The sequence below is a fragment of the Polaribacter sp. AHE13PA genome (assembly GCF_019278505.1).
In the GTDB taxonomy this organism is placed as follows: Bacteria; Bacteroidota; Bacteroidia; order Flavobacteriales; family Flavobacteriaceae; genus Polaribacter.
Map to the genome: position 1 here is coordinate 885,357 of NZ_CP058985.1, position 25,257 is coordinate 910,613.

Genomic DNA, 25,257 nt, shown 5'->3' on the forward strand with positions numbered 1-25,257 from the left:
AACGCAAAAAGCATTTAGCATATTATGGAATTAACGTTACAACTTAAAAGATTAGGCAAAAAGAAAGTAAAAAAAGTACCTTTTACTTTAGAAGAAAATCCTAAAAATTTAGAAGAATTATTAATTGGTTGTGTAAAAAATCAAGTAGAAGCTTTTAATAAAAAACGAACAGAAGTTAATGTAATTGGGTTTTTAAGTCCGGCCGAAATACAAGAAAAAGCAGAAAGTGGTAAAGTAGAATTTGGCGAATTAGCCAATACCGATTTAGCAAACTTGCAAAAAGCAATCGATAATGTTTTACTCGCTTTTAAAGACGGGTTGTTTGTGGTTTTTGTAGATGAAGACGAAATTACAGATTTAAAAGCACCTTTAGACCTAACGTCAGAAAGTGTAATTGCTTTTATAAGAATGACCTTTTTAGTAGGTACGTATTGGTAGTTTTTTTAATCAGCAAGTATGAAAACAGAAAACATACAAACCCAATTAGCTGTACAAATTTCTAACCATAATAAAACCTGGGGAAATTTATTAGCGAATACAAACTTTGGTAACGAAGCTTCTAGTTATTGGACTGTTACATTGCAACCAACTAACATTTCTGTAGATATTACAACTAATTCTTTCACTTTTAAAAAAGCAGAATTTTTATTTGATGTTAATGTAGGTGTTTCTTCGGGTGATGATATTAGGCTTTTTACAAAACAAGTTTCCGGTAAAGGAGTTTATCAATATACAAACAAGAAGATGATTGAACTTACAGTGCTTGAAATTGAGGAATAAAGTTTTAAGAAGCTGTTGAAAATTAATTAGAAAACAAAAAATAAATCTATTAAAAATAATGGAAAAACAATTTAATACTAAAACAGGATTTTGTCATATTTTACCTGATAAGATTATTCTAACAAGAGACGGAATTATTGGAAATGTTGCAAACGTGGCGGTAGGAAAAAGCATAACTCGAGTTTTTATCATTTATGGAGGAATTGCTGCTTTCTTACTTTTTTCAGCATTTGATAGTTTTCAAAAAGGTCAAATTTTGATATCGATATTTTCTTTAATAGTTAGTTTATTTCTTATATATGGAATCTTTAAAAGCATTAATAATTCTGCAACACCAATAATTGAACGAAAAGATATTAAGAGTATCAAATTTAAAAAAGCAATATTCGGAATAACGCGTTCTAGATTTGAAGTCCTTTTTAAAGACGAAAAAGGAAAAATTAAGAAACGTATCATAATGTTACCAGGTTCAATGAAAAATGGCACAAAAGAAACCGAAAAAGCAATAAAAATAATGAAAGAAGAGAATTTATTAAAGCAATAAAAAAATGTGAAACACTAAACTCACATTGCTAATATACTCTTTTATGTAAAAAGTGGTAATATTGAAGGTATCGTATATCTATAAATCTAAACGCTATGTTATAGATTTAGTAACGTTTTCTATTTCTAAGGAAATAATTATAAAAAAAAGGCATTCTTAATATTAAGAATGCCTTTTTTTTATAATTTTATTTAGAAAACGTCCAGAATAGATAAACCGTTAAATTTTGAAATAGCTGAATACAGTGATAAAAAAAATTAGAGACCTCTGTAGTTTTGTAGTAAATAATAAAAACAAAACATTATGAGCGGTTCAGTAAACGGAAATGAAAATTCAAAAGAAGTAGAAAAAATAATTGAACAAACTGAAAATAGTGATAAAAAAATATATCCTATTTTAAAACCAGGAAATTGGGTTGGTTTAAAAGCAGGTGCTTTAAGCAATACTTTAATTCCTTCCGAAAATGGAGCAGAAGTGGTAATTGCATATGGAATGGATACACCAGATAACTTTGTGTTTTTAACTCAAAAACATTTAGAAACTATGGATGGACAGCAAATTACAAGTGAAGCTTTTGAAAACTTAGGAAACTATGAAGCGGAATTAGAATTTGTTGGATCATTAGATAATAAAGCGGTTGCTACTAACGGAAACGACTTTTCTAGTGAAATAATTCTTTCTAAAGCACATATGTTAAAAGCACATGCCATGTTAGATGCAGAAGAGTTATTGGTATCTATTCCAAGAAGAACATGTATGACCATTATTTCTAGAGATGTAGATGAAGAGACAATGAATAAATTTGCGTACTTACATAACTTTACTTGGGAAGATGATAGCTTTGGAAATGCACCTATTACCAATTCTCTTTTTATTGTAAAAGAAGGAACTATTGTAGGACACATTCCATTATAATTCAATTTTAATAATTACAAAAAAGGCATTCTTATTTTTAAGAATGCCTTTTTTTATGGTTCTAATTCTATTTAATTAAACATCATAAATAATTCCTTAAATCTAGAAATGGCTGAATACGGTGATAAAAAACTTTATATGCTTCTCTAATTTTGTAGTAAATAATAAAAACTAAACATTATGAGTGGTACTCTTTACGGAAAAGAAAAATCAGAAAAAGAAATAGAAAAAATAGTTGAAGAGACTAAAAATAGTGATCAGAAAATATACCCTATTTTAAAACCAGGCGATTGGGTTGGTCTTAAAGCTGGGGCATTAAATTCTAACTTAATAAGATCAGAAGCGGGACCAAAAGTAGTTATTGCGTATGGTATAAATACTCCAGATAATTTTGTATTTCTAACACAAAAGCATTTAGAAACTATGGATCAAAAGCAAATTACAAATGAAGCTTTTAGAAACTTAGGGAATTATGAAACAGAATTTACATATTCAGAAGTACTGCAAAATAAGGTTCTAACCTCTAGTGGAAACGATTTTTCTAGTGAACGTATTCTTTCTGAAGCACATATGTTAAAAGCACACACCATGTTAAAAGCCGACGAATTATTTGTTTCTGTACCAAGGCGCTCTTGTATGATGGTAATTTCGAGAAATGTTGAAGAAGAATTACTTGAAGCTTTTTTAGGCTTACACAAAGACGCTTGGGAAGACGATAGTTATGGAAATGCGCCAATAGCAAATATTCTTTTCACCATGAAAGCAGGCCGAATTACGGGACATATCGCCTTAGATAATATAACAATAGAGGAATAAAAATAGCTAAATACTATTTCTTTTATCAATTGAAAATTATAAAATCTATCAGATAAACCACTAAATAAACAAATGGCTGAATACAGTGATGAAAAAACGTATGTGCTTGTTTAATTTTGTAGTAAATGTATAAGATGTAGTATTATAAGTCTAACAAATTACTGCCACTTATATTTCTTTTGTTGGTTGTAAATAGCGAACGATACATATTAAAAATAAACTTTAAAAAATAAAAATTGAAAAATCTAGATTGTAGTATCAACTATAGGGTACAGAACTTAATGGTAGATGTTTTTGAGTCTATAAATGCTTCCGATAAAATAACATTAATGATTAGTGAGCTTTTAGATACAAGAAGCATTTTTGAACTTGTTTTCGAAATTGTTAAAGAATCTGGTTTTTACAGTCAAGATGAAAACTTTAATCTAATAAAAGCTTTAAATATAGATACTGATGAAGCTAATATTAAAGACGCTTTGTACGTGACTTGGGTAACGATGGGCGAAAACTTAAACACAGCAAAAACTCAGGAAGAATTTAATGCTAAGTTTGCTTTGTTTGTACCTATTATTTTAAAACGTATGGAAGCAATTAACCACATTTCTGCATAAATTTTTACATTATTTACGATTCTTAATAATTCCATTTGCCTAATAAATAGCCACGATTTGTATTAAAAAATTTATATTATGACATTAGATCTATCGAACATTCAACGTTATTACAACAATTTAAAAGAAAAAGAAAATTACCCTAAAGCTTATCTCTATGAGCTTTTTGCAGTTGGTAAAACTTCTAGAGATTCAATTATTATTGATGAGGTTTCTAAAACTTTAGAAGCGCACGGTACGCCAGAACTTCTTAGCGCTTTTAACACCCGTAATAAACTGCCTGAAAACGGTGAAAATTCAGCAAATGTTTTAAACGCCTTGCTTAAATACGGACTTAAAGATCCATTGTTTCCTATTGGTAAAATCTACAATGCTTTTCAATTTTCATCACTTTCTATTAGAGAGGAAACGATTGCAGAAACACTAGAAAAGCAACCTGATCTTATTTCGCGTTTAAATGGTATTAGCCACCTAAAAATAGATGATCTGTTTAGTAACGGTTTGCCAAAGGAAATTTGTGATATTACCTCTTTAATGTCTTTAGAAATTAAAGGCAATTACCAAGTATTACCAGTTTCTATAGGGAATTTACAACAGCTAGAAAGTGTTACTTTAAAATTACCAAAACTCGCTTCATTTCCAGAATCGTTTTGGTCTTTAAAAAACATAAAAGAACTAGAATTAAGCGACATAGAAACAGACTTTCAAGAATCGCTTCAGCTAGAAAAACTTATAAAACTAGAAGAATTAGATTTTATTTTAGTCAATTTAAAAGATGCCTCTCAATTACAATTACCAACAAGTTTAAAGGAAATAAGTTTTATTCGTTTAAAACATTTAACTCAACTTCCTGCGCATATTTCTATGCTTAAAAACCTTAAGAAATTCGATTTGTACCTGTGTCCTAATTTGAGTGAAATACCTAACGGATTCAACCAATTAGACAATTTATTTGTACTGAAGTTAGATGCCATTCCTTTAATTAAAACCATTGAAGACCATCAAATATTTACAAAGCGTTGTGAATACATCACTTTAGATGATGGTTTAGAAATTGTAACAGGAAATTCGCTAATTCTAAATACAGAATTATTAATTAATGATGTCGAAATCTTAAATTACGTGTTATCGCATCCGGAACGTTTTACACAATTAGAAAAACTAAAAATTCAATATATCACAGATTTTTCTGATGTAACGCTAGGATTCGGACAATTAACAACACTTAAAGCTATTGATGTTCATCAAGGAAGCCAAATGGAAACCTTGTTTAAAAATATTGAAAACTGCACGCAATTAAGTTATTTAAAATTATACGGTGCCAACATAGAAAGTATTCCTGAAGGTTTAAAAGACTTGCAACACCTAGATTATTTATGCTTTAACAGTTGTAGAAGTTTAGTTTTAGAGGCTAAAAATTTACCCTCTAAAATTAAAGAATTGCATTTATTCGACATTAAGGAATATATTGCTTCAGAAAAATTATTAGAAACAGAACAGGCTTATTTTGGTAATTTAGCGATTGAAGATCCTCTAGTTTTATTTCGAAATTTAATTACAACATCGCTTCATTTTTCTGGTATTAATAAAAGTGAAAACACAGAAGAAGACTTAATACAATATTTGCCAAAACCGGAAGTATTGACCACTCTAAAGGCTTATACTAATACTGGGCATTTTCAAAATATACTTCATTATTGTACCAACTTAATGTATTTACATTTAGATAATAATGAAGCTAGCCTTTTGGCTTTAACACCTAAACCTGCGCCTCAATTAAAATATTTAAAATTAGATTTTTATAAAGCCGAAAACCTAGAGGACATTATTGCCAATATGCCAAATCTAGAAACCTTAGAAATGGCCCATTATGACGTTACACTTAGATTTCCTAAAGTTAAATTGCAACATCTAAAAAAATTAAATGTAAGTTATACGTCTTTTGAAACGCTTGAAACTTTAGAGGCACCTCTTTTAGAATCCTTATATATCGCGTTAAGTTACCAATTTGGAATGGAAGCTTATGCTAAATTAAACCAGTTTAAAGCTTTACAAAAACTAAACCTTATGGGAATTAGTAGCGATGTAAACAGCATTCCTAAAAGTATTACGGAATTAAAGCTTACTGAATTTTTAATAGGTCACAAGTACGACGCTTTACCAGAATACATTCAGCAGATTAAAACTTTAAAAACCTTATCCTTAGGCGGAAATGACTTTGTAGATTTACCAACTTGGATAGCAGATTTACCTCATTTAGAACGCTTAGATATTGATGGTTGCTCATTTGAAAATGCAGTGCCAGAATACTTTACAAAACTAAAGCTGAAAGAACTAAAATATTACCTTTCTGGTTTTCGTGGTTATAACATGAGTCCAGATAAGTATAACAACTTAATAACGCAAGGTTATACCGAATTGAAAAAAGAGTTTAGCAAAGAAGCTATAGCCTAACTTTTGTGGTTATCTGCTATCTAAAACAAAATAGATGACAATAGAAAAATTAACTAATAATCGTTCGCCTTACCACGAAATGTTGTTTGACAGTTTCTTAATCGAAAATATAAAGTCGTACGAAGAACTTATGGAGGTTTACCAAACCTACAAACAAAATCATCCCGACAAGACTATAATCTTAACTCTTGATGATTTAGGTCAAGCCGAATATACTAGTGGTCATGCGTGTGACTATAATTCTTTGCTAGATACTGATGGCTATGATTTAACTGGACTTGATAAAGCCTGTTATGATGAAGATAATGAACATTTGGGTCATCTTTCTACACCATCTGAATATTTCATAATCAGAGAAAACTTTTTAAAACACACAAAAGGGATTGATTTTAAAACGGTTTGTGAAAAAGACTTAAGCAATTCTGAAGACGATGTTTTAGATTTAGAAAACATTAATGAATCTCCATTAGCTTTTTTAGACCAACAAATTATACTGAAAATTCTTCCCGTTGAAAAGCCATACGAAGGACTTACAGGATTTCCGAATGGATATTTTGATGCCGACTTAAGTCCTTTTGAAAATTACGCGCTATCGAAGTACTTATTTGAAACCTATAATTTTGAACTTTTTGGAATTGGCGCTTCCTTTTTAGGATTTATTAAAAATGAATCATTAAAAGACAATAAAGTAAAAGCATTGATAGCTGACTTGGCAAAATTGTATAATACAACAGCATCAGAATTTGAAAAATTAGAAGAGATTATTAAAAATAAAAATCATTTATTTTTAAGATACACCGAATAATTTCAGTCATAAAAAAACTAAAAAGCCCAATTATAAATGTATAATTGGGCTTTTTTTATTTACGATGAATACCTGAAATTTACTCAGAAAATTGTTTAATAATTTCAAACAAGGTTAATTTAGTTCTCTTTATACTACCATCATCGTGACGAAAAAGATGTACTTTAGTATTATCATAGCATCCAAAAAACAATAAATCACCTTCAGAATTAGCACCAATAGCTTTACCTAAAGCTAATTTTTCTAAACTCCACTTGTACCCATCTAAATCTTTAAATGTCGGATTCATAAATTCACTTAATGTTTTAACATATGGTTTTAACGCGTGAATCTTACTGACTTCCATTCCATCTATGTTGGTAAGTTCCATCATTTTTTCAAAATTATATAACTTAAATTCTTCTTCCTCAAATACAACTACCCTTGATTTTTCCGTAATAAACTCCCTGTAATTTTTTCTAAACATTGGTTTTAATTCATCTACAGAGGTTATGATTAAATCTTCATTCATATTTTTAACTTTTTTAAAGTATTAGTTCTTAGTATTTTCTTTTGTTTTAGTATCTACAATTTGTAATAATGTTGGCATTCGGTATTTACCGTGCATTCGTTTTATGGCGTTACAAACCTCATCTTTATCAGTACCAATAACAGTTACATACAATGGCTTTTTACTTTCGCCACGAAACACTTCTTTAAATACAGCTGTTTTAGACACAAACTCAGATTTAGCGATACCAACAACCGGAATTTTAGCTTCTAAAGCTTGGTACAAATAACCACCTAAGCCCAAATGTTTTTCTTCTAAAATAACGTAACCATCAACTATAATTAAGTCTATCTCATCTAAATTAACTTGTTTCAACAAGCTTAAAATACATGGTAATTCTCTTTTGTAAAAAGATCCAGGTTCGTATGGTTCTATACCTTCAATAATATCCGTATAAATTTTTGTTGGTTCGTCGTCTTCCCAATCGTTAAAGCTTACCGCAATTGTTTTAGCTTTTCCGTTGTAATAATAAGTATCAAAAGCGAGTATCATAATTGTTGTGTTTTTTTGTTATTGCATGTATCGTTCTCCTCTAATTTAGGAACGATAAGATCTGCTTCACTAAGTGTGTATTTTATCTTTGGATATGTAAAGTTTAAACTTCTATTTTCTTCACCGCGTTGTTTATAAAATTCTTTTTCTTGCGTTTCATTTGCAAGTTCCATTATTGAATTATCTTCAAAATAAGGAGTATCATTATTGAATTTCACGAAGGTTTTAGAGGTTCTAAAAGTGATGCCCAACCATTTATTGTCTGTTAATTTTAATGCTTCACGGTTTGGGTTCTCTAGTATTATTTTATGAGAATATTTAGCATTCGTTTCCAAAGAAAATAAAACAAGAGAATTATGAGTTAGCGGAATATCAAATTCTTCTTCGGTAGATTTATCTTTAATTCTAAGGATACGAGTGGTTGTATCTGTTAACTTTTCTGGATGCTTATAGCACGAAAACAAACCAATATAAGAGTCCGTTTTTAGATCTAAACTTAAATCTGAATGGTAACCCATTTTTGTGTAATTCTCGTCGTATATCTCAATAAGACCACAATTAAAAGCTGTTTTTGGTTGATTTTCTTGTTCTAAAATCTTATTTATTTGGTTTAAAATATTAAGATGAGGTACAGTAAAATAATGCGACAGAATTGTAAACTTAGTGGTTGTTCTTACTATTGGAATAGCATCCATATACTTAACGATATGATTACCAACGCGTCCTTTTCCTAAAGTTTCAAAGACAATTTCTTTTGATAAAGATTCAAAAAGATTGGTTTCTAAAGGAAGTATCGTTTTATAAAATGGATGGTTATTCATAACGGTTACATTTTCTAATTAATAGATTGGTTTTTTGTAATCTCCAGTATTCATACTAAAATGGACTTTACCATAATCGACACGTTTTACGGTCTTGTTTTCTTCGTAATAAGACGTTCTTAAATTAACAAGATTTTCAGTATCCATAGCTTCTAATTGTACTAATTTATCTTCTTGTTTTATATAGGTTTGGTTATTTTTATAAACTGCTTCTAAGTTAGAACAGCGAATTACATAGCCCATTCTAATGGGAATTAAATCGATGTCTAAAACCGATGGTCTAATTTCGTGCGTGTATAATCTGTTGGTAGACAACGGAATTAAAAACACAGAATTTGGATATAATGTCACCGAAAATTCTTTGACTAAAGTAGCATCTTTTACAGACGATTTTAATTTGAAAAGCAATCTAGATAAGCCGCTAGATTTACCATAAACCCTATCAAATTTATTGGTTTTAGAAGGACTTAATTTATCAAAATTAGTTGTGTTGTAAAACGTACAAAAAGCAATTAAACCTTCTTTTGGCATGTCTTTTGTTTTATCAGAATGCGCTTTTATCTTCGCTTTTACATCTTTTGGATGGTCTTTGTCTTTCTTTTTATTCTCGTAAATTTGAGCTAATACGTGGTTTAATTCGGTTTTTTTTTCAAAATCGAATTGTACGGCTTCGTTAATTGTATTGACAATATGTGTGTCTGTTGCTCTAAAGTTATCTGTTGGTCCGGTTAAATTACTAGAACATCTTAATAGTTTAAAATGAAGTTGCTCTTCGTTTTTAGATGATTTTTTCTTGGTTATTTTACTTAGATAAATTCCTTTTCTTAAAGCTACAGTTTGCTTGGTAGATTCTGTTAAATTTTGAAATTGATGTTCTTTTTCTATTTTTGAAAAGTAATCGTTGTCTTCAAAAAACTGACGATAAAACACACCAGCATTATGGATATTTATAGGAACTTGTCCTTCATCAATAATTTTATATTTATCAGTATGAATGTCATCATAATTAAAAGAAAATTCTTTAATAATTAATACATCTTTAGCATCAGTGTTTAGTAATTTAATATCACCAATAACATATATTCTAGTTCCTTTTTCTGTGTTTTTAATCTCAGAAAAATGATTTACAATACGACCATTAAAATTGGTTTTTAAATAATTTAAAGCTTCAGAAGTATCTGCTGAATTAGTTAAATCAATTAAAATATTTTTAGTTTTTGAGAGTGCATTTTCTATGTTCATTATTTTTCTATTTGATGTTGGTAATAACTCAATGCTTCCGCTCTCACTAAATCGGTATAATTCCTATTCTCAGAAATCGATTTTAATAAATCGATGTATTTTTTACGTTCTTCTTCTTTTAAACCATTAATAAACCGATTCAATAAAAGGGTAGCCATAATGGTTCCGTTTTCTGTATTGAACTTTAATAATTCAGCATTATAAATTTTGTAATTTGGCTTGTCTATATGTTCTATAAAATGGATAAAAGAAAAATCTTCATCTAATTCTGGATCTTGACGTTTTAGAAAATCAAAAAGTGTTTGAATTAATTGTTCTTTTTGCAAATCTGTAAAACCACCTACATCAGTTAATTCATCTCCAATAACATCAAAAAATTCACTTATTTCATAATCTTCCATATCGTCATTGACGTTGAAGTTTTTAATTTTTGTGAAGGCATTATCTAAATTCATCTAATCCGTTTTAACTTTTAATCTAAATATGTTTATTCGTCCTTTTTGTAAAAGCTAAAACTATTCAAATCAATTTCGTAGTTTAAAGCTTTCTCGTCGTTAACAGCCGCTTGTTTAATGCTTACTTTGTTATTTTTATCATTCCATTCAAAATCTGTAATTCGAGCATAAAATTTGATAGGAATAAAGAATAAAGCTTTAGGATTATTCTTCTGTAATTTTGATGGAAATACACCTGCTTCTTTTAAATTTGGATAAACCGCTGTATCGAAAATAAAAACTTTACAATAATCAGCATCATGCATTCTCCCTGACTCCAAGTATATTGCTAAACGACCATCTAAAGATTGAGAAATATGACTTTCTTGCTCTTTATATTTTTCTAGACTTCTGTAATTAATTACAATACCTATTAGTAAAGAAATAAGTATTAGAAGAAGTAAGGCTACTTTTTTATTCATATTTAAAGACTTATTTAACGTAGTGTTTTATCTTAAATAACCTTCTCTTATAAAAGAGAATTCAGTATCAATAAGCATTTGTAAATAGGCTTCAAAACTATCTGCAATCACTTCAAACTCATTTGGGTCGTGAAGAAACCTTACCACTTGACCTATTTTCCCTTTTTCTGAAGGACTGCTCCGTTATCAGTATTTAGAGCACTAAAAATAATATCACCATCTTTAATTTTTTCATTAAAAATTGAATTCGTATTAGCGCTTTTTGGGTTATTAATAAAGAACCAAGAAAGCGTAAGAATGGCTAAAAGACCAATAAAAATATATTTGATTTTTGCTTTCATTTAAAATGATGACTTATTATTTTATTTTAATACAGGTATAAGGTGAGACCAGTTTAAAGCGGTAGCAAAATCTAAAGCTGTTTTACCTGTTTTAGTTTTAGCATTTTTATCTGCACCTAATTCTAATAAAATATCTACCGCAGTTTTGTTTCCTGCAATGGTTTCTGTGTGTAATCTTGTCATTCCATTTTCAGCTACAGCAGCTACCACATCTAAGTTTTCTGTAAAGAAATCTCTAGCAGGTTTTTCCATTACTTTACTCATTGGGTGCTCAATAAGGTTTTCTTCTTTTTCTTCTTGTTGATGAGCGATTAGAATATTATTATAATCCCCAAAGTTTAATCCCCAAGCATTATCATGGTTTTCTCTCGCTTTATCTGTCATATCAGAACGTAGTGCCTGAATGGTATATCCTCCATAAGTTTTACGATCTATAGACAACATCCAATCTGATATTTCTGATATTTTTCTGGTAACGGTATCGCCTTCAGCAACATTTGTCAATTTATTTGGTGCATTTTGTAAAATACCTGTAATAAATTCTCCATCAAAATCAATTTCACTAATCCACATGTGTTCTACCAAAGGTTCTTCTTTTTCTTCAATTTTTTGTTGAAAAGGAATTTTTACTAAAGCTAAATCGTGAGCAGGAACAACTCTTTTAGCTTCCCAATAAATTTCGCGCCAAAAGTAGTTAAAGGTAGACTGCGCTTTAAGATAAGCAGCTTTCATTTTTTCGTTTTGTTCAGTGTAAAATATATTGTTTTCTTGACTCATAATTTCTTTGTTTTTAATTATTTATTTTTTTAAATTTTAATACCAAATCAAAAGATTTGATGACTTTGTAAATAGCAATAATCTTTAGATTAAAAAGAATAGCTTATTTGCTTTATATTGTATTACCAATTTTATTTTTGCCAGTTATAATCTTTAGGTTTTTCTAAAGCATACGTCTTCATTTTAGAATGACTTATTTTATTACTGACCTTAAAGTTTTTTTTATAAAGGTATTGTGTCATTATTGGATAATTATTTTTTTCATTAGCATTGGTAAGTCCCATTTCTGTAAATTCAAAAATGTTAAATGTCCAATAATTGTTATTTTCATAATGATCAAGTTTCATCGTAATCGTTTCAAAGATTCCATCCTTATTAAAATCTCTTTCTTCACGATTTCCATCCATCATATCATCGTAAGAAATTTTTGAAAATCCTTTGTTTTTATTTTGTATCAGATATATTACACGAACATTTAAAGCAGCTATTCCATTACCCATATACGGAATTAAAAGTTTTATGTCTTTTAGATTATCAGCATTAAAATCAGTTATTCTAATTGGTTCAAAAATATTTAACGTACTAAAAAACATATCCTCAGAAAGTTTCTGAATTTGAGTTTTACCTCTAAATATACTTATGGAAGATTCTTGATCTGCATCTCCTGTATAAGATGTTAATTGAATGGTTAAAGCTTCTGTTTCAAAAAAATCATTAATAGTAATTGTATAATCTGCTTGTTGTTTTATTTCTGTTAAATCGTATAATTTCCAATCGTTGAATTCCTCATAAACAGGTTTAGGAAATTCTTCAAAAGGATATTGACAATACCCAGTTAAATAGATTAAATTGAATATAATTAGTAATGATTGTTTCATGTTATTGTAGCTTCTGTATAAAAAACATCTATTAAGTCTTTTAAAAAAATGAATTGTTTTTATCTCTATATGATTTTTTTATACGAACAAAGATGAAACTTTAGTGGTGTTTTTAGGTAACTGTTTTCAGTGATATTAAAATATCAAAAAGTGTTTTGCTATTTTTTGTTTCTGATAGAATTACCATTGCATAATGGATTCTTCTTTCCAAAAAATGAACCTAAATTCTTCATAATGATTTCCATTTCCAATGGTGTGGTTATCTCTAAGACCTTTATCTAATTGTAGTTTATGAAGCATTCCTGATGCAGAACCAATCCATAATGTGTTTTCATCATCAGAAATAGTTATACTAGTAATTGTAGAACCTAAAAAGTATTTCCAAATGCAATTCCCTTTGGTATCAATGGCTTTAATATATCCAAAAGCATCACCTAAAATATAATATTTAGAAGTTGCTACACCACAATAAACTCTCATTCCGTCATCTATAACTGTATAATCTTCGCTTTCTTCATAAGCTGTTATATTGATATTTGTTAAGTTTGTAGCATCTACACCAATAGTTACACCATTATAAAAGTGACAAGAATTTGTAATTAATTGATGGTCATTTTTAGAGAAAAGACAAAAATCTGGATAAGAAGATTGCGGACCAACTTCTCCAATTTCTACGCCATTATTATCTAAAACTCTATGGTCGCTGCATTGGTCGCCAACAACAATGTAATTATTATCATTAGAAATTGTTGCGTTTTCCATGTCCATATCAGATTCCCATTCTTCGTCTTCTAGATCCGGAACTGGGTGAATCATGTTTTCTGCATCTTTAGAAATAATATAAATTCCTTCGGATGTTGTTATTAGAATTTTATGTCCGTCGTTAAAAGGAGTTAATTCTGAAATCCTTAAATCTTTAGCTTTATCTAAATTAAATGCAGCTATAACAGTACCTTCCCAACCTTGTGTTGTTACAATAGTATTGTTTGATGCAATAGCAAAAACATTATTTTGTTTAGATTTTCCTATTGCATTAATAGAGGTTTTAAGTTCTATAATTGTATCGTCTTTAAGAATATATGCTTGTCTTTTTTGATAAGCAGTACCTATTAAAAACACAATTTTCTGCTCATTTATAAAATGTAACTGTTCTACACTTTGTCCTTTATCTTGTATAAATTTGATGAAAGGCGTGTGTGCAGGCGGAAAATCATCTCTAAATTGAGTAATGGTATTATTTTTATTAGCCTCTTTTAAAAGCTGATAAACAGCATCTGCTAAATACTCTCTTTCGTCTTTAGGTTCTTCTCCTTTCCAATTTTCCCATCCGTTCGTTTCACCAAACTGCACCATTTTATTTACGTCAGAAGCATATTTGCTTCCTAATAAATTCCAAGCTTGTTTGATGTTTTTTGTATTCTTGTCTGTGAATTTCATTTGTACTATTTTTTTCTTTTTTGGAGAGAACCTAAAGTTAAAAGAGGTTATTATTTAATTAAAAGCAATAGCTGTTTTGTTATTGATACTAAATTTAGCTGCATCTAAAAGAGTAACACAAACTAATATTTCTATCCAAAAATCACCTTCATCTGCTACAATTTTATTTAATTCGTCAATATTGGTAACATCATTATTTTCATCTAAACCAATACCTAAATGCTTTGTTATACTTTTTAATTCTTTTAAAAGATCGTAAGAAGACCCAATCATTGCGCCAGGTACAGGTGCTTTATCAGTATCGAAAAGAACTTCTGGTAATGCTACAGGAATATAAAAACCTTCAGCGTCTGAATGTGTTAAAAGATGGCTAGACATATAAGAATAATGATCTTCTAAAATGGCATCACCTTCTGGCTCTTCTTCCGGAGAAAAAGGAGTTGGTGTCCAATCCCAATTCTCATTATCTTTATGCTCCCAAACGTGGGCTGCAAAACGTCTTAAATGATGTAAAAAACTATAAGGAAAACCTCCAAATTGTAATGGCTCTATTTCCATTTCATTTGGTTCTTGGTAAGTTTCAACACCATTTTTTATTAATATTGTATTTATATTATCAAAAATGACTTTATAAGCTTCGTAACCTTCTGGTTCATTTTCTTTAAAATCTACTAATATTCCACTAGAAATTGTTAATCCCATAACTATTTTGTTTTTTATATTGTTAGACAAAATTAGAGGGAATGTGCTTTTTGTTTATCACTGAAATTAATGATATTATTAAATCATACATTTCATTATTAAGTAAAAAAAAATAAAGGTTTTATTTTTATAACGATTCTGCGTCAATGCCCATTTTTTCAAACTCATCATAAACACAATCTTTAGCATAACATAAGGTTGCTTTTTTAAGGTTAGGAAATTGTTTGTCATCAACAGCCGTTTCCATATCCCAATCATCTTCACCGCCACCAGAAAAAGGGGAGAGGTTCATATAAATATCGTTTCCTCCATCTTGATAAATGTCTGTAATTTCTGTAGCCAAACGTTTCGGAATTGGTAAATCTTTAAAATATTGCACCACTTCTGCTATGGGTTCATAACCTTCATCATCAATATCTATTTTACGCTCTCTATACCAATCTGCAAATTCATAAATGTCGAATTTAGGTTCTAGTAAGCCTTTCATATACATTAATTCCTCTATAATAGACAGCTTAAAGCCAAAATCTACAAAAGTAATTTCTTCTTCATCTATAGGTTTAATAGTATATTTATCGTCTGGTATACCTTGCCAACGTACATAAGGTTGATAAGCACTTACTTCAATAGCCTTTATAGTTTCTTCTTCATTAACACTAAACCAAGCACAAATAGTATTTAGAACTAAAGCGCCAGAATCATCATCTTTAAAAAGCTGTACACGTTCTTCTTTATTAGTTTTATAATAATTGGTAATCTCTTGATCATTAAAATAAAACGCTCCAGAGAATTTATGCTTAGGACAAAAACTGTAAGTATCAAGTTGTAGTTCTAAAGTTAAAGATTCTATGCATTCACCATTTTTAGAATATGCAAGAAGACCTAAATCATCCCAAGTAAAAATAGTATTGCTTTTTCTTTTAGTTGTTCTGTAATTATCATTTAAACATTCCTTTAAAGTGTTTATAGAAATAGGAAATTGAATAGAAACAGAATTAATTAAAAAACCTGTTAAAGATAAATGTATTGTTGTCATAAGTACGTTTTAAGAATGCCAAAGATAATTACTCGTTTAAAAATGGTACTGCCTGATTTCAGTGATATTTAATTATAAATCTTTTAAATAAAAATATAAATCACCCTTTTCGGGGATAAAAAAATGAAGAGTTACCTATAATTTTGTTGAAAATATATTTTATGGAGGATAAAATTAAAAGTGCTGCTTTTTTAGATTCATTAAAGCGCAACAACGAAAAAATAAGAGACGATCGTGCAAGTGCTATTGCAGAAGACGCACAGTTAATGTATAAACGCGAAACGGAAGATTTAGCGTTATCATTAAAACGATTAAAACGTGAGCAAGAAAACATGTTAGACATGAGTCCGACCGACGCAAATAGTTTGGTTTTAGCGTCAGATTTTGATGCGAAGGATTATGTAGCCAAAGACTTAGAAATGTCTGTAAAGATTAGAAATTTAGAAATTAAATTAGAATTAGCCAAAAAGCGATACACGCATTTATTTGGCGGAATCATAAACGAATTATAATTATGGGAGGAGGAAGATTTAGTAACGACGCTTATAAAAAATTAAGAAAAACAAAAGGCTATAGTAACAAGTCTAGAGAAGAGATATTTACAGCTAGAAGTATAGATACAGAAATGGATCCTGTAAAGGCAATTGTAAGAGAATCTAGAGATTCTGAAGAACATCCAGAAACGGTTTCTATTATTGTAGCATTAGACGTTACCGGAAGTATGGGTTTTGTGCCAGAACATATTGTTAAGGAAGCTTTACCAGATCTTATTGGTTCTTTAATGGAAGCAGGAATTGAAGATCCGCAAGTATTATTTTTAGGGATTGGAGATTTTATTTATGATGCTGCTCCTTTACAAGTTGGTCAGTTCGAGTCTTCTGCAGAATTGTTAGACCGTTGGTTAACGCGCGTTTATTTAGAAAGCGGTGGTGGCGGAAACAACCAAGAAGGGTACAACTTGGCACATTTGTTTGCTGCTCGCCATACTTCGATTGATTGTTGGGAAAAAAGAAAGCAAAAAGGTTTTTTATTCACCATTGGTGATGAACCTGTTTTTCCTACAATTCCAGCAGAAATTATAAAAAGATACACCAGCGCAGAAGAAGCAGAAACAATTACTACGGAAAATATTATTAAGGAAGCTCAAGAAAAATACAATGTATTTCATATGCATTTAGAGCATAATGAATGGTCTAAAAGTGAACATCGAAAAGGAAATTGGAAAGCACTTTTAGGAGATAATTTTTTAGAAATTGCAGATTTTAAAACCGTAGCAAAACGTATTGCAGATGTGGTAATTCAAAATCATAAACCATTTAATGCAACCACAAATACCAATACTTCTTCTGATGATATAGAAGTAGAAAATATGTTATAAATGACAAAATGTAGTATTGTTATAGATTTAGGTTTTGGTGATGCTGGAAAAGGGTTAACTACCGATTATTTAGCATCACAAAACTCTAAAGAAAGTTTAGTAGTTCGGTTTTCTGGAGGACATCAAATAGGGCATACTGTAAGTACAGAAACACTTACGCATACGTTTAGTAATTTTGGTTCTGGTACGTTATTAGGCGTTCCAACGTATTATTCAGAACTTACTACACTTTTTCCGCCTGCTATTTTAGATGAAGGAGAATTCTTACAAAAATACCATCCAAAATTGTATTTTCATCCGCTTGCGATGATTACAACTTTTTATGATATTGCTTTTAATAGATCGGTAGAAAAGCAACAAAATAATGGTTCTTGTGGTTTGGGTTTTGGAACAACTATTGCTAGAAATAAAGAAGAAGTTTATTTGTATGCAAACGATTTACAGTTTCATTGGGTTTTAAAGCAACGTTTAATTAGTATAAAAAACTATTACGAAACAAAGTTAAAAACGGAACCAAAAAGCGTTCAAGAATATTACAAAAACGAATTAAAGGACTATAACGAAGCGTATTTTATAGAAAGTTGTTTTTCTATTCAGAAATTTTATAATTTAAAGGCTCTTTCTGATTTAGCAACCTCTTTTAAAAATTTTATTTTCGAAGGAAGTCAAGGTGTTTTATTAGATACACAACATGGTTTTTATCCGCATACTACGTGGAGTTATACTACTTCTAAAAATGCAATTCAGCTTATTAAAACTCATTTAGGTGAAGAAACAGAAATAGCTATTTTTTACGTTACACGCTGTTATCAAACAAGGCATGGAAACGGACCAATGGCTAACACAGAACCTGTTTCACTTCAAAATAATGAAGATGAAGCAAACGTTACAAACGAGTTTCAAGGTGTATTTAGAACACAAGCTTTAGATACACAATTATTAAATTATGCTTTAAGTGCTGATGCAATTCATCATCAGAATTTAAAACTAAAGAAAAATCTAATGGTAACTTGCATCGATCAATTACCTAGTTTTTCTACTAAAAATCTACTTCAAAATTTAGATGTAAAATTCAATATGGTTTACGAAAGTTACGGACCAAAACGAGAATGTATTACACAAATTTCATCAAAATAATTACTGCATATCTATTGCTAAAAATATTCTGTAGTATTTAAAATCATTAGTTTCAGTGATAAAAAAAATATTGATCCAAAGTATCTTCGCAGTATTAAAATATAAGAGAAAATGAACAATAGTATCAAATATTCAGAAGATTTTAAATTATTAAAATGGGATGATTTTAATTTTGAACCTATCAAAATAGAGACACTTCCAATTCTTGAAGATCCTGAACATTACAAGAATTCTTTTACGTTTAGAGACGCGCTTTTAAAAGCTGTAGAAAAAGCGTCTGGAAAAAATTTATTAAACCTCATATTTATTACACCAGATTATGAAACCATTCATAAATTTTATGGTATTGGGTATTTAGAAGACAAAACGCTTTTTACTGTTGAAATAGAGCATACGCCAATATTTGAAGCATGGTTTACAGTTATTCATGATGAACAACACAAAAGCGCTACAATTTATACCTTTAGTAAGAGTTGTTATAGTTCTCAACCTGCTTCTAATTTAAAGAATATTACTTTTCAAGAAAACACAGGTGCTTTTATTGATGAATTTATTCCGAATCAATTTATAGCCGAAAAATTAGCTAAAGAAAAAACAGATTTTATAAGCCCTTTTATTCAGTTAGAATCTAAAATTAATTTAGAAGAAGTAAAACAATCTTTTAATGCTTTAATTTTAGAAAAAGGATTGACAATACATTCACCAAAAAACAATGAAGACATATATGTTAAGTTTGAAAAAGAAGCGGGTTTTCCTTTTCCAACAATAATTAAAGAGTACTTAACGTTGCATAATGGTATTGATAGATGCGCCATAATGAGTGCCGAAGATATCTATAAAGAGTGGAAACAATGGAAAGATTGTTATGATGATTGGACGCAAGAAGAGTTGTTAGACACATACTCGACAAACAAAGGGAAAGCATTATTAATGTACACTACACCATATTGGATTCCGTTTTTCGATTTACAGAATGGTAATTTTTTAGCCTTCGATTTTGCTCCGAATACAAAAGGTACAGCCGGACAAATTATTCGTTATGGTGCAGATCAAGAAATTGGATATATTGAAGCAGAAGATTTAAATACTTTCTTAAAAAGTTTAATGGGTAACGAAGGAGAAATTGAAGAAAATGAATGGTTTTACATCGAATAAAATCTTCTGAAAAAGAATAAAGTATATTACAATATAATTTGAATAACACTTAGTAAATGTCTGCGATATTTAAAGAGAAAATAGTTCCGAAATTAGAGATGTCATCTTTAGAGGTTTCTGAAATAAAAGCAATCCTTCAAGTTTTTAAGTTGATGGATACTACTGATAACGATGTTTATATAAAGGCAAAAAATAATAGTACTACAGAAGGTGTACATGCAGAATTTACAGAAAAAGTAGCACAACTTATTTACTTTCATCCTACTGTTTTTGCAAACGAAAAAGAAGGATTAGAATTTATTGCATCTTGGTTACCGTTGTTAAAAAACGGATTTTATCCGGATAAAAAAAGTAGTGATAAACTTGTTGAGTTTTTATATTTTAGTCTGAGTTATTTACAAACCGATGCTATTTCTGACGATTTGAAAACGCAAATTTTTAAGGTTTTAAAAATGTTGGTACAAAGTGAATCTAAGGCTTCTCTTTCTGTAGCTCGTTTTTTAGTTCATAGAATTTTTGACATTAGAGATGTATTTAGTTCCGATTTTTTAATTCAGCATTGTATCAAAAATAATATTTTAAATGACACCTATTATGTCGTTAATTCAGACAAAACTATAACTACGTTTCCATTTAAAATAGACAACAACTTTATTCAATATTTTTTTGATAATGATTGGCGAAAATTCATTACAAAATTTCATCAAATACTACCTGTAGGTCGTGTTTATGTTAAAGGAGCATACGATTTAATGTTGCCTTGGTTTAGTACAGAATTAGCTGCGTATTATTACAATAATTTACAAATAATATTTGAAGCGCATAAAGCAATTAAAGAGCGAATTATTTATGGAGAAGCAAATAGTTTAGAATTATTAAACCTAAAAACTACTGAAGGTTTCCACCCGTTAATTGCCGCTTTAGGACCTAAATTATTATGGGATGCAGGCGATGTTTTATTATTCAATAATCGTGATAAAAATATTCCGCAAGAGCAATTAGATGTTTGCTATTTAAGATTTGTAGATTGGTTAAACGCCGATGGCGGAAGCAATTTTTACTCAGAAACTTTTAAAGATTACGGAAAACAAATTTTTACTGAAAATAGGGCAGAAGCACTTCCGTTACAACTTATTCCGTTTTGGTTTGATAAATGTCACCCTAAAACAGGTGTTAAAAATCAGACAGAAACCTTCAATACTATATTTTCAAATTTATTAATTAAAGACAGAAAAGGAAAACTTCCTATAATGCGTTATGATCACAATGATTTTCAAATGACGGGTTCATTTTTAATTCAAAATGTTTATCAGAATAAAGACAACTTAAAAGGTTTTCTTGAAGACTTTAAAAAAGAAGGAATTAAAAATCCTTTAAATCAGTTTTTAATTCGCACTTTTTATGATGCTCGCGAAGAATTATCAACTTTGTATAATGCAGTTCAGCAAGAAATTTTACAATTGTATTTATTAGAAATTGCTTATTCCGCAAGAGATGTTAGCGACGATATCAGAAAAGAAAATTTACCTTTTATTGTAAAAACACTAGCTATTTTATGTGTAGAACCTGGTGATTTTACGCGTGTAAATGAAATTTGGGCGCTAAAAAACATTGATTCTTGCGTTACCGATCTTTGTAACGATTTTGCAAAAGGCCATTACGTTAATGAAGATCGTCCTTTAAACTTACATATTATTCAAGCTTGGTTTAATTATTTAGGTGATTTTTATTACAGTTCTAGACAAGAAGCCGTTTGGATTTCTGATGTTTTAAGTACGCAAGGTATTCGTACAGCAAACTATTTTAATACTATAGAAGAAGATGCGAGTTACTTTTTAGATAGAGCTATTAATAGAATTATCGCTTTTCATAGAAAATGCAAACTCAAAGAAAAAGACAACGGTATGTTAGGCTACATTTCGATGCAAATTGATACGTATTTAACCGATTTTCTAACGACATTAAATAAAAGGAAATTAAATGCAAACACGGTAAAATACCTTACTGATTATAGTAGAAGTGTTATAGCGTGTTTTACATATCAAGAAGAATTATTAGCCGCTATTGATGGTTTTTATCATTTTCACTTTAAAGGAGAACCTCAAACAGAAATGGAAAGTATTGCAGCAGAGTTGCAAACTATTAATGTTGAAATGGAAGTTAAAGAAATTAACCAAAAATATGTTGATGCTGTACTTTATAATCTAGAAAATTATAAGGAAAATGGAAGTTACGATATTAAACTCTTAGAGCCTTTAGATGAAAAAATAGAAGAATTTAAAGTTTGGTTAGCTGATGATAAAACAGGAATTGAAGCTAAACTTATTCAAGCGCTTTATATGACTTTACTTGATACAAATTTAGCACCAAAAGCGGAACAAGAAACCTACGGAACACTTTGTAGAAGTTTATTTGTGCATTTGGTAAAAGGAACTAAAATGGCGCCTTCATACGGAATGGGATTAAAAGCGATGGCAAAATCTGGAGCCTATTCAGAAGATTTAACAACGGCTTTATTAGAACTAGTTGACCATTTAAAAGCTTAGATAATGACACAAGAAATAACACCAAAAATACAAGACCAATTAAATTTATCGGCCTTGATTTTGAAGAAAAATTATAAAAGTGCAGACTTAACAAGTTGGTCTGGTTTCGATTTAGAAAACCAAATGCATGTTAAGCAAGCAAAACGACTTTTAAGTTTATATGGCATAAAATCTGGTTTGCATTTACGTAATAGTTTGCAACGTTACGAAAACGGAGAAATGGTTTCTAATACATTCGAAAAACTTGCAATAGAATTCCGAATGAATACTACAAAAGATTTTGATGCAAAATACAATGCCGAAGAAAACCCAAAAACTAAAGGCATTTATAAAATGGTTTGGAAATATCGTTTTAGTCTAAAAAAGCAAAAATTGATTGGGTATGAAATGGCGTACTATATTTTTCAAATGCGCTTAGGGCACGTATTAGGTTTTATTGATACAAGAGAAATGATTTTACGTTTAGAAGAAGCGAACGACACTATAAAATCTACCTTTTCTAGTTGGAGAGAATTTCACAGAAATGTATGTTTAGGAGATGAATATGTTTTAGGAACAACAGAACAAGATGTTAGTAAATTTCCTGGTATGGAAACACTTTGGGAATGCTACCAACGCTTATATATAGAACATGCCGATTGGTTTAAAACATGGAAAAAATGAGTTTAACAAGACAAGAAGTTATCACACAAATAGCGCGTGCAGAAGAACTTTATAAAGCAAATCTTTATGCTCCTTTGCAACCTATTATGGCCAATATTCAAGAAAATATTGAAATATTAGGAGAGAGTTATCCTGCAGATACTGCCAGATATTATCGTATGTATATGCTTTATATTGGTGTTTTTGAAGAACTAAATATGCCCGTTTTAGAGTCTTATTTACAAGCTTTAATCAATATAAATGAAGTTTTACCTTCAGATTACGAATACGTTTGTAGTTATTATAAACAATGTAAAGATTGGGTGTATGAAACGGCATTAATGGCACATCCGTATAACGAAACTTTACACATCCATTTTGCTTTAAAGCTGCAAGAAGAAAACCGATTTGAAGAAGCAATTGTTACGTTAAAATATATTTTAGAATGTTATCCTGCGTTAACCGAAGCACGACTTTTACTTTGGGAAGTAGAAACTGCTCGTATAGAGCAATTACGTATTTCTACGGAAGTAATAGATTCTTATGAATTATTAAATTTAGCATCAGATACTCATCGTAAAGAAATTTTAAAAGGCTTACAATTTGATGATAATTTAGAGCAAGCAGATCAAAATTTAGCGCGTATTCAAGTGGCCTTATGGGAAAATAAATCTTCCGAAAATAAAAAGCAATGGATTGCAGAATGGAGACATTTAGAATTAACAGATATTACTCGTTTTTTATTAGCAGATTATGCTAAATCTTTTATGATGTATGATATGGTGTCACAAATTTTAGCAGCACCACAAAAACCTATATTTCCAGAAGAAAATTACACCAATTTTCAAGAATATCAAAATTATATGGAAGCCTTAGCAAACTCTGGTTGGCAATTGGCACAACATCAATATTTGTTAATAGGAAATTCATCATACTATTATTCAAAAAACAAAAAAACCATAGAAATTTGTGTAGAACGTGGTTTGGCTATAAACCCCAAAAACCCGTTACTACTAGTTTTAAAAGCGAAGTCTTTTTTCTTTGTAAAAGATTATAACGCTACGGGAGCAGCTTATCATGAGGCCTTTAAAAATGGACTTAGAATGAGTGAATATTTGTTTTATTTACTAGAAGTGAATAGTAGAATAGAAAGTTGGCAAGGTATTTTAGATATTGTAGTACAATTTCACAGAAGAAAAGTACCAACGCTTAAAACCTTATTTTTTCAAGCGCGTGCGCTTATTAAATTAAACAGATTTAATGAAGCTTATAAAGTTATTAATGAAGCACTTTTAGATTTTCCGTTACCACAACATTCGTACGCACCTTGGTTGTATAATTTACGTATGATTATTCATAAAATAAATCATAATTACACCGCCTTTTTTGAAGATATGCAAGAAGAAATTAACTTTTATAAAATTGGTGATGACGATTATTGTAGTACCATGAATATGTGTATTGAAGCACTTATAGAAAAAGGAGATTGTGAAGAAAGTTATAAATACGCGATTTATAATTATGAGCAAGGAAAATTATCGGCAGACTTATATCCTGTATTTCAATGGATCTGTTTTTACACCTTTTTAAAAAAACCAGACGATTTAAAGAAAGTTACGGAAGCCGATTTAGTACAAAACCCAACTACATTTATAGATTACAGAAATAACGGTTTTATCTTTTGGATGTTAAGAAATACTACGGATGGATCTGAATCTTTAAAAAAGGCAGCAGAACTTTCTACGAATAAAGGTGCTTATTTAAAATTAGCATTAGTGTGTTTAACAGAAGGGTTTGATAAGCCATCTGCTATAGCACTTTGTGAAACCATTAAAAAAGAAGCTCCGGAAGCTAGAGATTGGAAACTAGATTTTGAGTATGCTAACTTATTAAAAGAAGATAACCAACATGAAGAAGCTTTATTAGCACATCAAAATTTATTACAACGTTATCCGGAAGAATCGTTTTTTAATTTCCCTAAAGATGAGTATAATGTAATGTTAAGAGTCTTTAAACATTTCTCTAAAGAGTTAAATAATGTAGAGGGATTTACAAAATACAATGCGATGTATCTAAGTAAAGATAATCCGTCTGAAGATGCTTTGTTAGAACAATTAGAAATTGCAACCACAAATTATAAAGAAGATGTATTTTTGCAACATAATTTACTGGAAAACGTTTCTAAATTAAATATTGAATTTAAAAACGGAGAAATTGAAATGTTAAAAGAATTGAAAACAAAAATTAGAAACATTTATTTCGCTTAAAGGTACTATGTTTAC

General features: G+C 29.7%; 27 protein-coding genes. 15 read left to right on the forward strand and 12 right to left on the reverse strand.

Translation table 11 applies throughout. From position 1 onward, the window contains the following. The first annotated feature begins 24 nt into the window (after positions 1-24). The 8 genes from H0I28_RS03745 to H0I28_RS03780 all read left to right on the forward strand — a co-directional run bounded on the left by H0I28_RS03745 (position 25) and on the right by H0I28_RS03780 (position 6,925). Complete coding sequence (locus H0I28_RS03745; protein WP_218752931.1) at positions 25-438, forward strand: hypothetical protein; 414 nt, start codon at positions 25-27, stop codon at positions 436-438. A gap of 18 nt (positions 439-456) precedes the next feature. Continuing rightward, positions 457-780, forward strand: coding sequence for a hypothetical protein (locus H0I28_RS03750; RefSeq protein ID WP_218760557.1), 324 nt, complete (start codon positions 457-459; stop codon positions 778-780). A gap of 58 nt (positions 781-838) precedes the next feature. Continuing rightward, on the forward strand, positions 839-1,324 hold the full coding sequence (locus H0I28_RS03755; RefSeq protein ID WP_218760558.1) for a phosphoribosylaminoimidazolesuccinocarboxamide synthase: 486 nt from the start codon (positions 839-841) through the stop codon (positions 1,322-1,324). Between the two features lie 303 nt (positions 1,325-1,627). After that, on the forward strand, positions 1,628-2,239 hold the full coding sequence (locus tag H0I28_RS03760; protein WP_218733500.1) for a DUF1444 family protein: 612 nt from the start codon (positions 1,628-1,630) through the stop codon (positions 2,237-2,239). Positions 2,240-2,419: 180 nt separating this feature from the next. Further along, positions 2,420-3,055, forward strand: coding sequence for a DUF1444 family protein (locus H0I28_RS03765; RefSeq protein WP_218760559.1), 636 nt, complete (start codon positions 2,420-2,422; stop codon positions 3,053-3,055). A 236-nt stretch (positions 3,056-3,291) separates the two neighbouring features. Next, positions 3,292-3,666: a hypothetical protein gene (locus H0I28_RS03770; protein WP_254712830.1), complete on the forward strand. Its 375-nt coding sequence runs from the start codon at positions 3,292-3,294 to the stop codon at positions 3,664-3,666. A 78-nt stretch (positions 3,667-3,744) separates the two neighbouring features. Continuing rightward, the gene (locus H0I28_RS03775; RefSeq protein WP_218760560.1) at positions 3,745-6,120 is read left to right on the forward strand and encodes a hypothetical protein; all 2,376 of its coding nucleotides are present in this window, start codon (positions 3,745-3,747) and stop codon (positions 6,118-6,120) included. A 34-nt stretch (positions 6,121-6,154) separates the two neighbouring features. After that, positions 6,155-6,925, forward strand: coding sequence for a hypothetical protein (locus tag H0I28_RS03780; protein ID WP_218760561.1), 771 nt, complete (start codon positions 6,155-6,157; stop codon positions 6,923-6,925). 79 nt (positions 6,926-7,004) lie between these two features. On the opposite strand, the gene H0I28_RS03785 is transcribed toward H0I28_RS03780, so the two are convergent. The 12 genes from H0I28_RS03785 to H0I28_RS03840 all read right to left on the reverse strand — a co-directional run bounded on the left by H0I28_RS03785 (position 7,005) and on the right by H0I28_RS03840 (position 16,117). Beyond that, complete coding sequence (locus tag H0I28_RS03785) at positions 7,005-7,436, reverse strand: hypothetical protein (RefSeq protein ID WP_218760562.1); 432 nt, start codon at positions 7,434-7,436, stop codon at positions 7,005-7,007. A gap of 21 nt (positions 7,437-7,457) precedes the next feature. Further along, positions 7,458-7,967 carry an endonuclease V gene (locus H0I28_RS03790; protein ID WP_218760563.1) on the reverse strand — a complete coding sequence of 170 codons (510 nt, stop codon included), beginning with the start codon at positions 7,965-7,967 and terminating at the stop codon, positions 7,458-7,460. Next, the gene (locus H0I28_RS03795; RefSeq protein ID WP_218760564.1) at positions 7,964-8,788 is read right to left on the reverse strand and encodes an alpha-ketoglutarate-dependent dioxygenase AlkB; all 825 of its coding nucleotides are present in this window, start codon (positions 8,786-8,788) and stop codon (positions 7,964-7,966) included. The genes H0I28_RS03790 and H0I28_RS03795 overlap by 4 nt, the downstream gene beginning before the upstream one ends. A gap of 18 nt (positions 8,789-8,806) precedes the next feature. Then, the gene (locus H0I28_RS03800) at positions 8,807-10,030 is read right to left on the reverse strand and encodes a hypothetical protein (protein ID WP_218760565.1); all 1,224 of its coding nucleotides are present in this window, start codon (positions 10,028-10,030) and stop codon (positions 8,807-8,809) included. Continuing rightward, entirely contained in the window at positions 10,030-10,485 is a 456-nt protein-coding gene (locus H0I28_RS03805; RefSeq protein WP_218760566.1) for a hypothetical protein, read from the reverse strand. The genes H0I28_RS03800 and H0I28_RS03805 overlap by 1 nt, the downstream gene beginning before the upstream one ends. Positions 10,486-10,517: 32 nt before the next feature. Further along, a complete protein-coding gene (locus H0I28_RS03810) occupies positions 10,518-10,946 on the reverse strand; it encodes a hypothetical protein (RefSeq protein ID WP_218760567.1) in 429 nt (142 codons plus the stop codon). A gap of 152 nt (positions 10,947-11,098) precedes the next feature. Next, entirely contained in the window at positions 11,099-11,287 is a 189-nt protein-coding gene (locus H0I28_RS03815; RefSeq protein ID WP_218760568.1) for a hypothetical protein, read from the reverse strand. Between the two features lie 21 nt (positions 11,288-11,308). Further along, positions 11,309-12,064, reverse strand: coding sequence for a DUF2314 domain-containing protein (locus H0I28_RS03820; RefSeq protein ID WP_218760576.1), 756 nt, complete (start codon positions 12,062-12,064; stop codon positions 11,309-11,311). 131 nt (positions 12,065-12,195) lie between these two features. Then, entirely contained in the window at positions 12,196-12,942 is a 747-nt protein-coding gene (locus H0I28_RS03825; protein WP_218760578.1) for a hypothetical protein, read from the reverse strand. A 180-nt stretch (positions 12,943-13,122) separates the two neighbouring features. Continuing rightward, the gene (locus H0I28_RS03830) at positions 13,123-14,379 is read right to left on the reverse strand and encodes a hypothetical protein (protein WP_218760579.1); all 1,257 of its coding nucleotides are present in this window, start codon (positions 14,377-14,379) and stop codon (positions 13,123-13,125) included. A 54-nt stretch (positions 14,380-14,433) separates the two neighbouring features. After that, entirely contained in the window at positions 14,434-15,081 is a 648-nt protein-coding gene (locus H0I28_RS03835; RefSeq protein WP_218760581.1) for a hypothetical protein, read from the reverse strand. 127 nt (positions 15,082-15,208) lie between these two features. After that, on the reverse strand, positions 15,209-16,117 hold the full coding sequence (locus H0I28_RS03840) for a hypothetical protein (protein WP_218760583.1): 909 nt from the start codon (positions 16,115-16,117) through the stop codon (positions 15,209-15,211). Between the two features lie 161 nt (positions 16,118-16,278). On the opposite strand from H0I28_RS03840, the gene H0I28_RS03845 reads away from it, so the two are divergent. From H0I28_RS03845 to H0I28_RS03875, 7 genes are all read left to right on the forward strand, one after another. Continuing rightward, the gene (locus H0I28_RS03845; protein WP_165730891.1) at positions 16,279-16,629 is read left to right on the forward strand and encodes a hypothetical protein; all 351 of its coding nucleotides are present in this window, start codon (positions 16,279-16,281) and stop codon (positions 16,627-16,629) included. A 2-nt stretch (positions 16,630-16,631) separates the two neighbouring features. Next, positions 16,632-17,495 (forward strand): hypothetical protein, encoded by an 864-nt coding sequence (locus H0I28_RS03850; protein ID WP_218760584.1) that lies wholly within the window; start codon positions 16,632-16,634, stop codon positions 17,493-17,495. Next, positions 17,496-18,632 (forward strand): adenylosuccinate synthetase, encoded by a 1,137-nt coding sequence (locus H0I28_RS03855; RefSeq protein WP_218760586.1) that lies wholly within the window; start codon positions 17,496-17,498, stop codon positions 18,630-18,632. It abuts the gene before it with no gap. 111 nt (positions 18,633-18,743) lie between these two features. Then, positions 18,744-19,787: an SMI1/KNR4 family protein gene (locus tag H0I28_RS03860; RefSeq protein WP_218760588.1), complete on the forward strand. Its 1,044-nt coding sequence runs from the start codon at positions 18,744-18,746 to the stop codon at positions 19,785-19,787. A 56-nt stretch (positions 19,788-19,843) separates the two neighbouring features. Then, the gene (locus tag H0I28_RS03865; RefSeq protein WP_218760590.1) at positions 19,844-22,333 is read left to right on the forward strand and encodes a hypothetical protein; all 2,490 of its coding nucleotides are present in this window, start codon (positions 19,844-19,846) and stop codon (positions 22,331-22,333) included. A 3-nt stretch (positions 22,334-22,336) separates the two neighbouring features. Then, positions 22,337-22,996, forward strand: coding sequence for a DUF1266 domain-containing protein (locus H0I28_RS03870; RefSeq protein ID WP_218760591.1), 660 nt, complete (start codon positions 22,337-22,339; stop codon positions 22,994-22,996). Continuing rightward, positions 22,993-25,242, forward strand: coding sequence for a hypothetical protein (locus tag H0I28_RS03875; RefSeq protein WP_218760593.1), 2,250 nt, complete (start codon positions 22,993-22,995; stop codon positions 25,240-25,242). The genes H0I28_RS03870 and H0I28_RS03875 overlap by 4 nt, the downstream gene beginning before the upstream one ends. Positions 25,243-25,257: the final 15 nt, after the last annotated feature.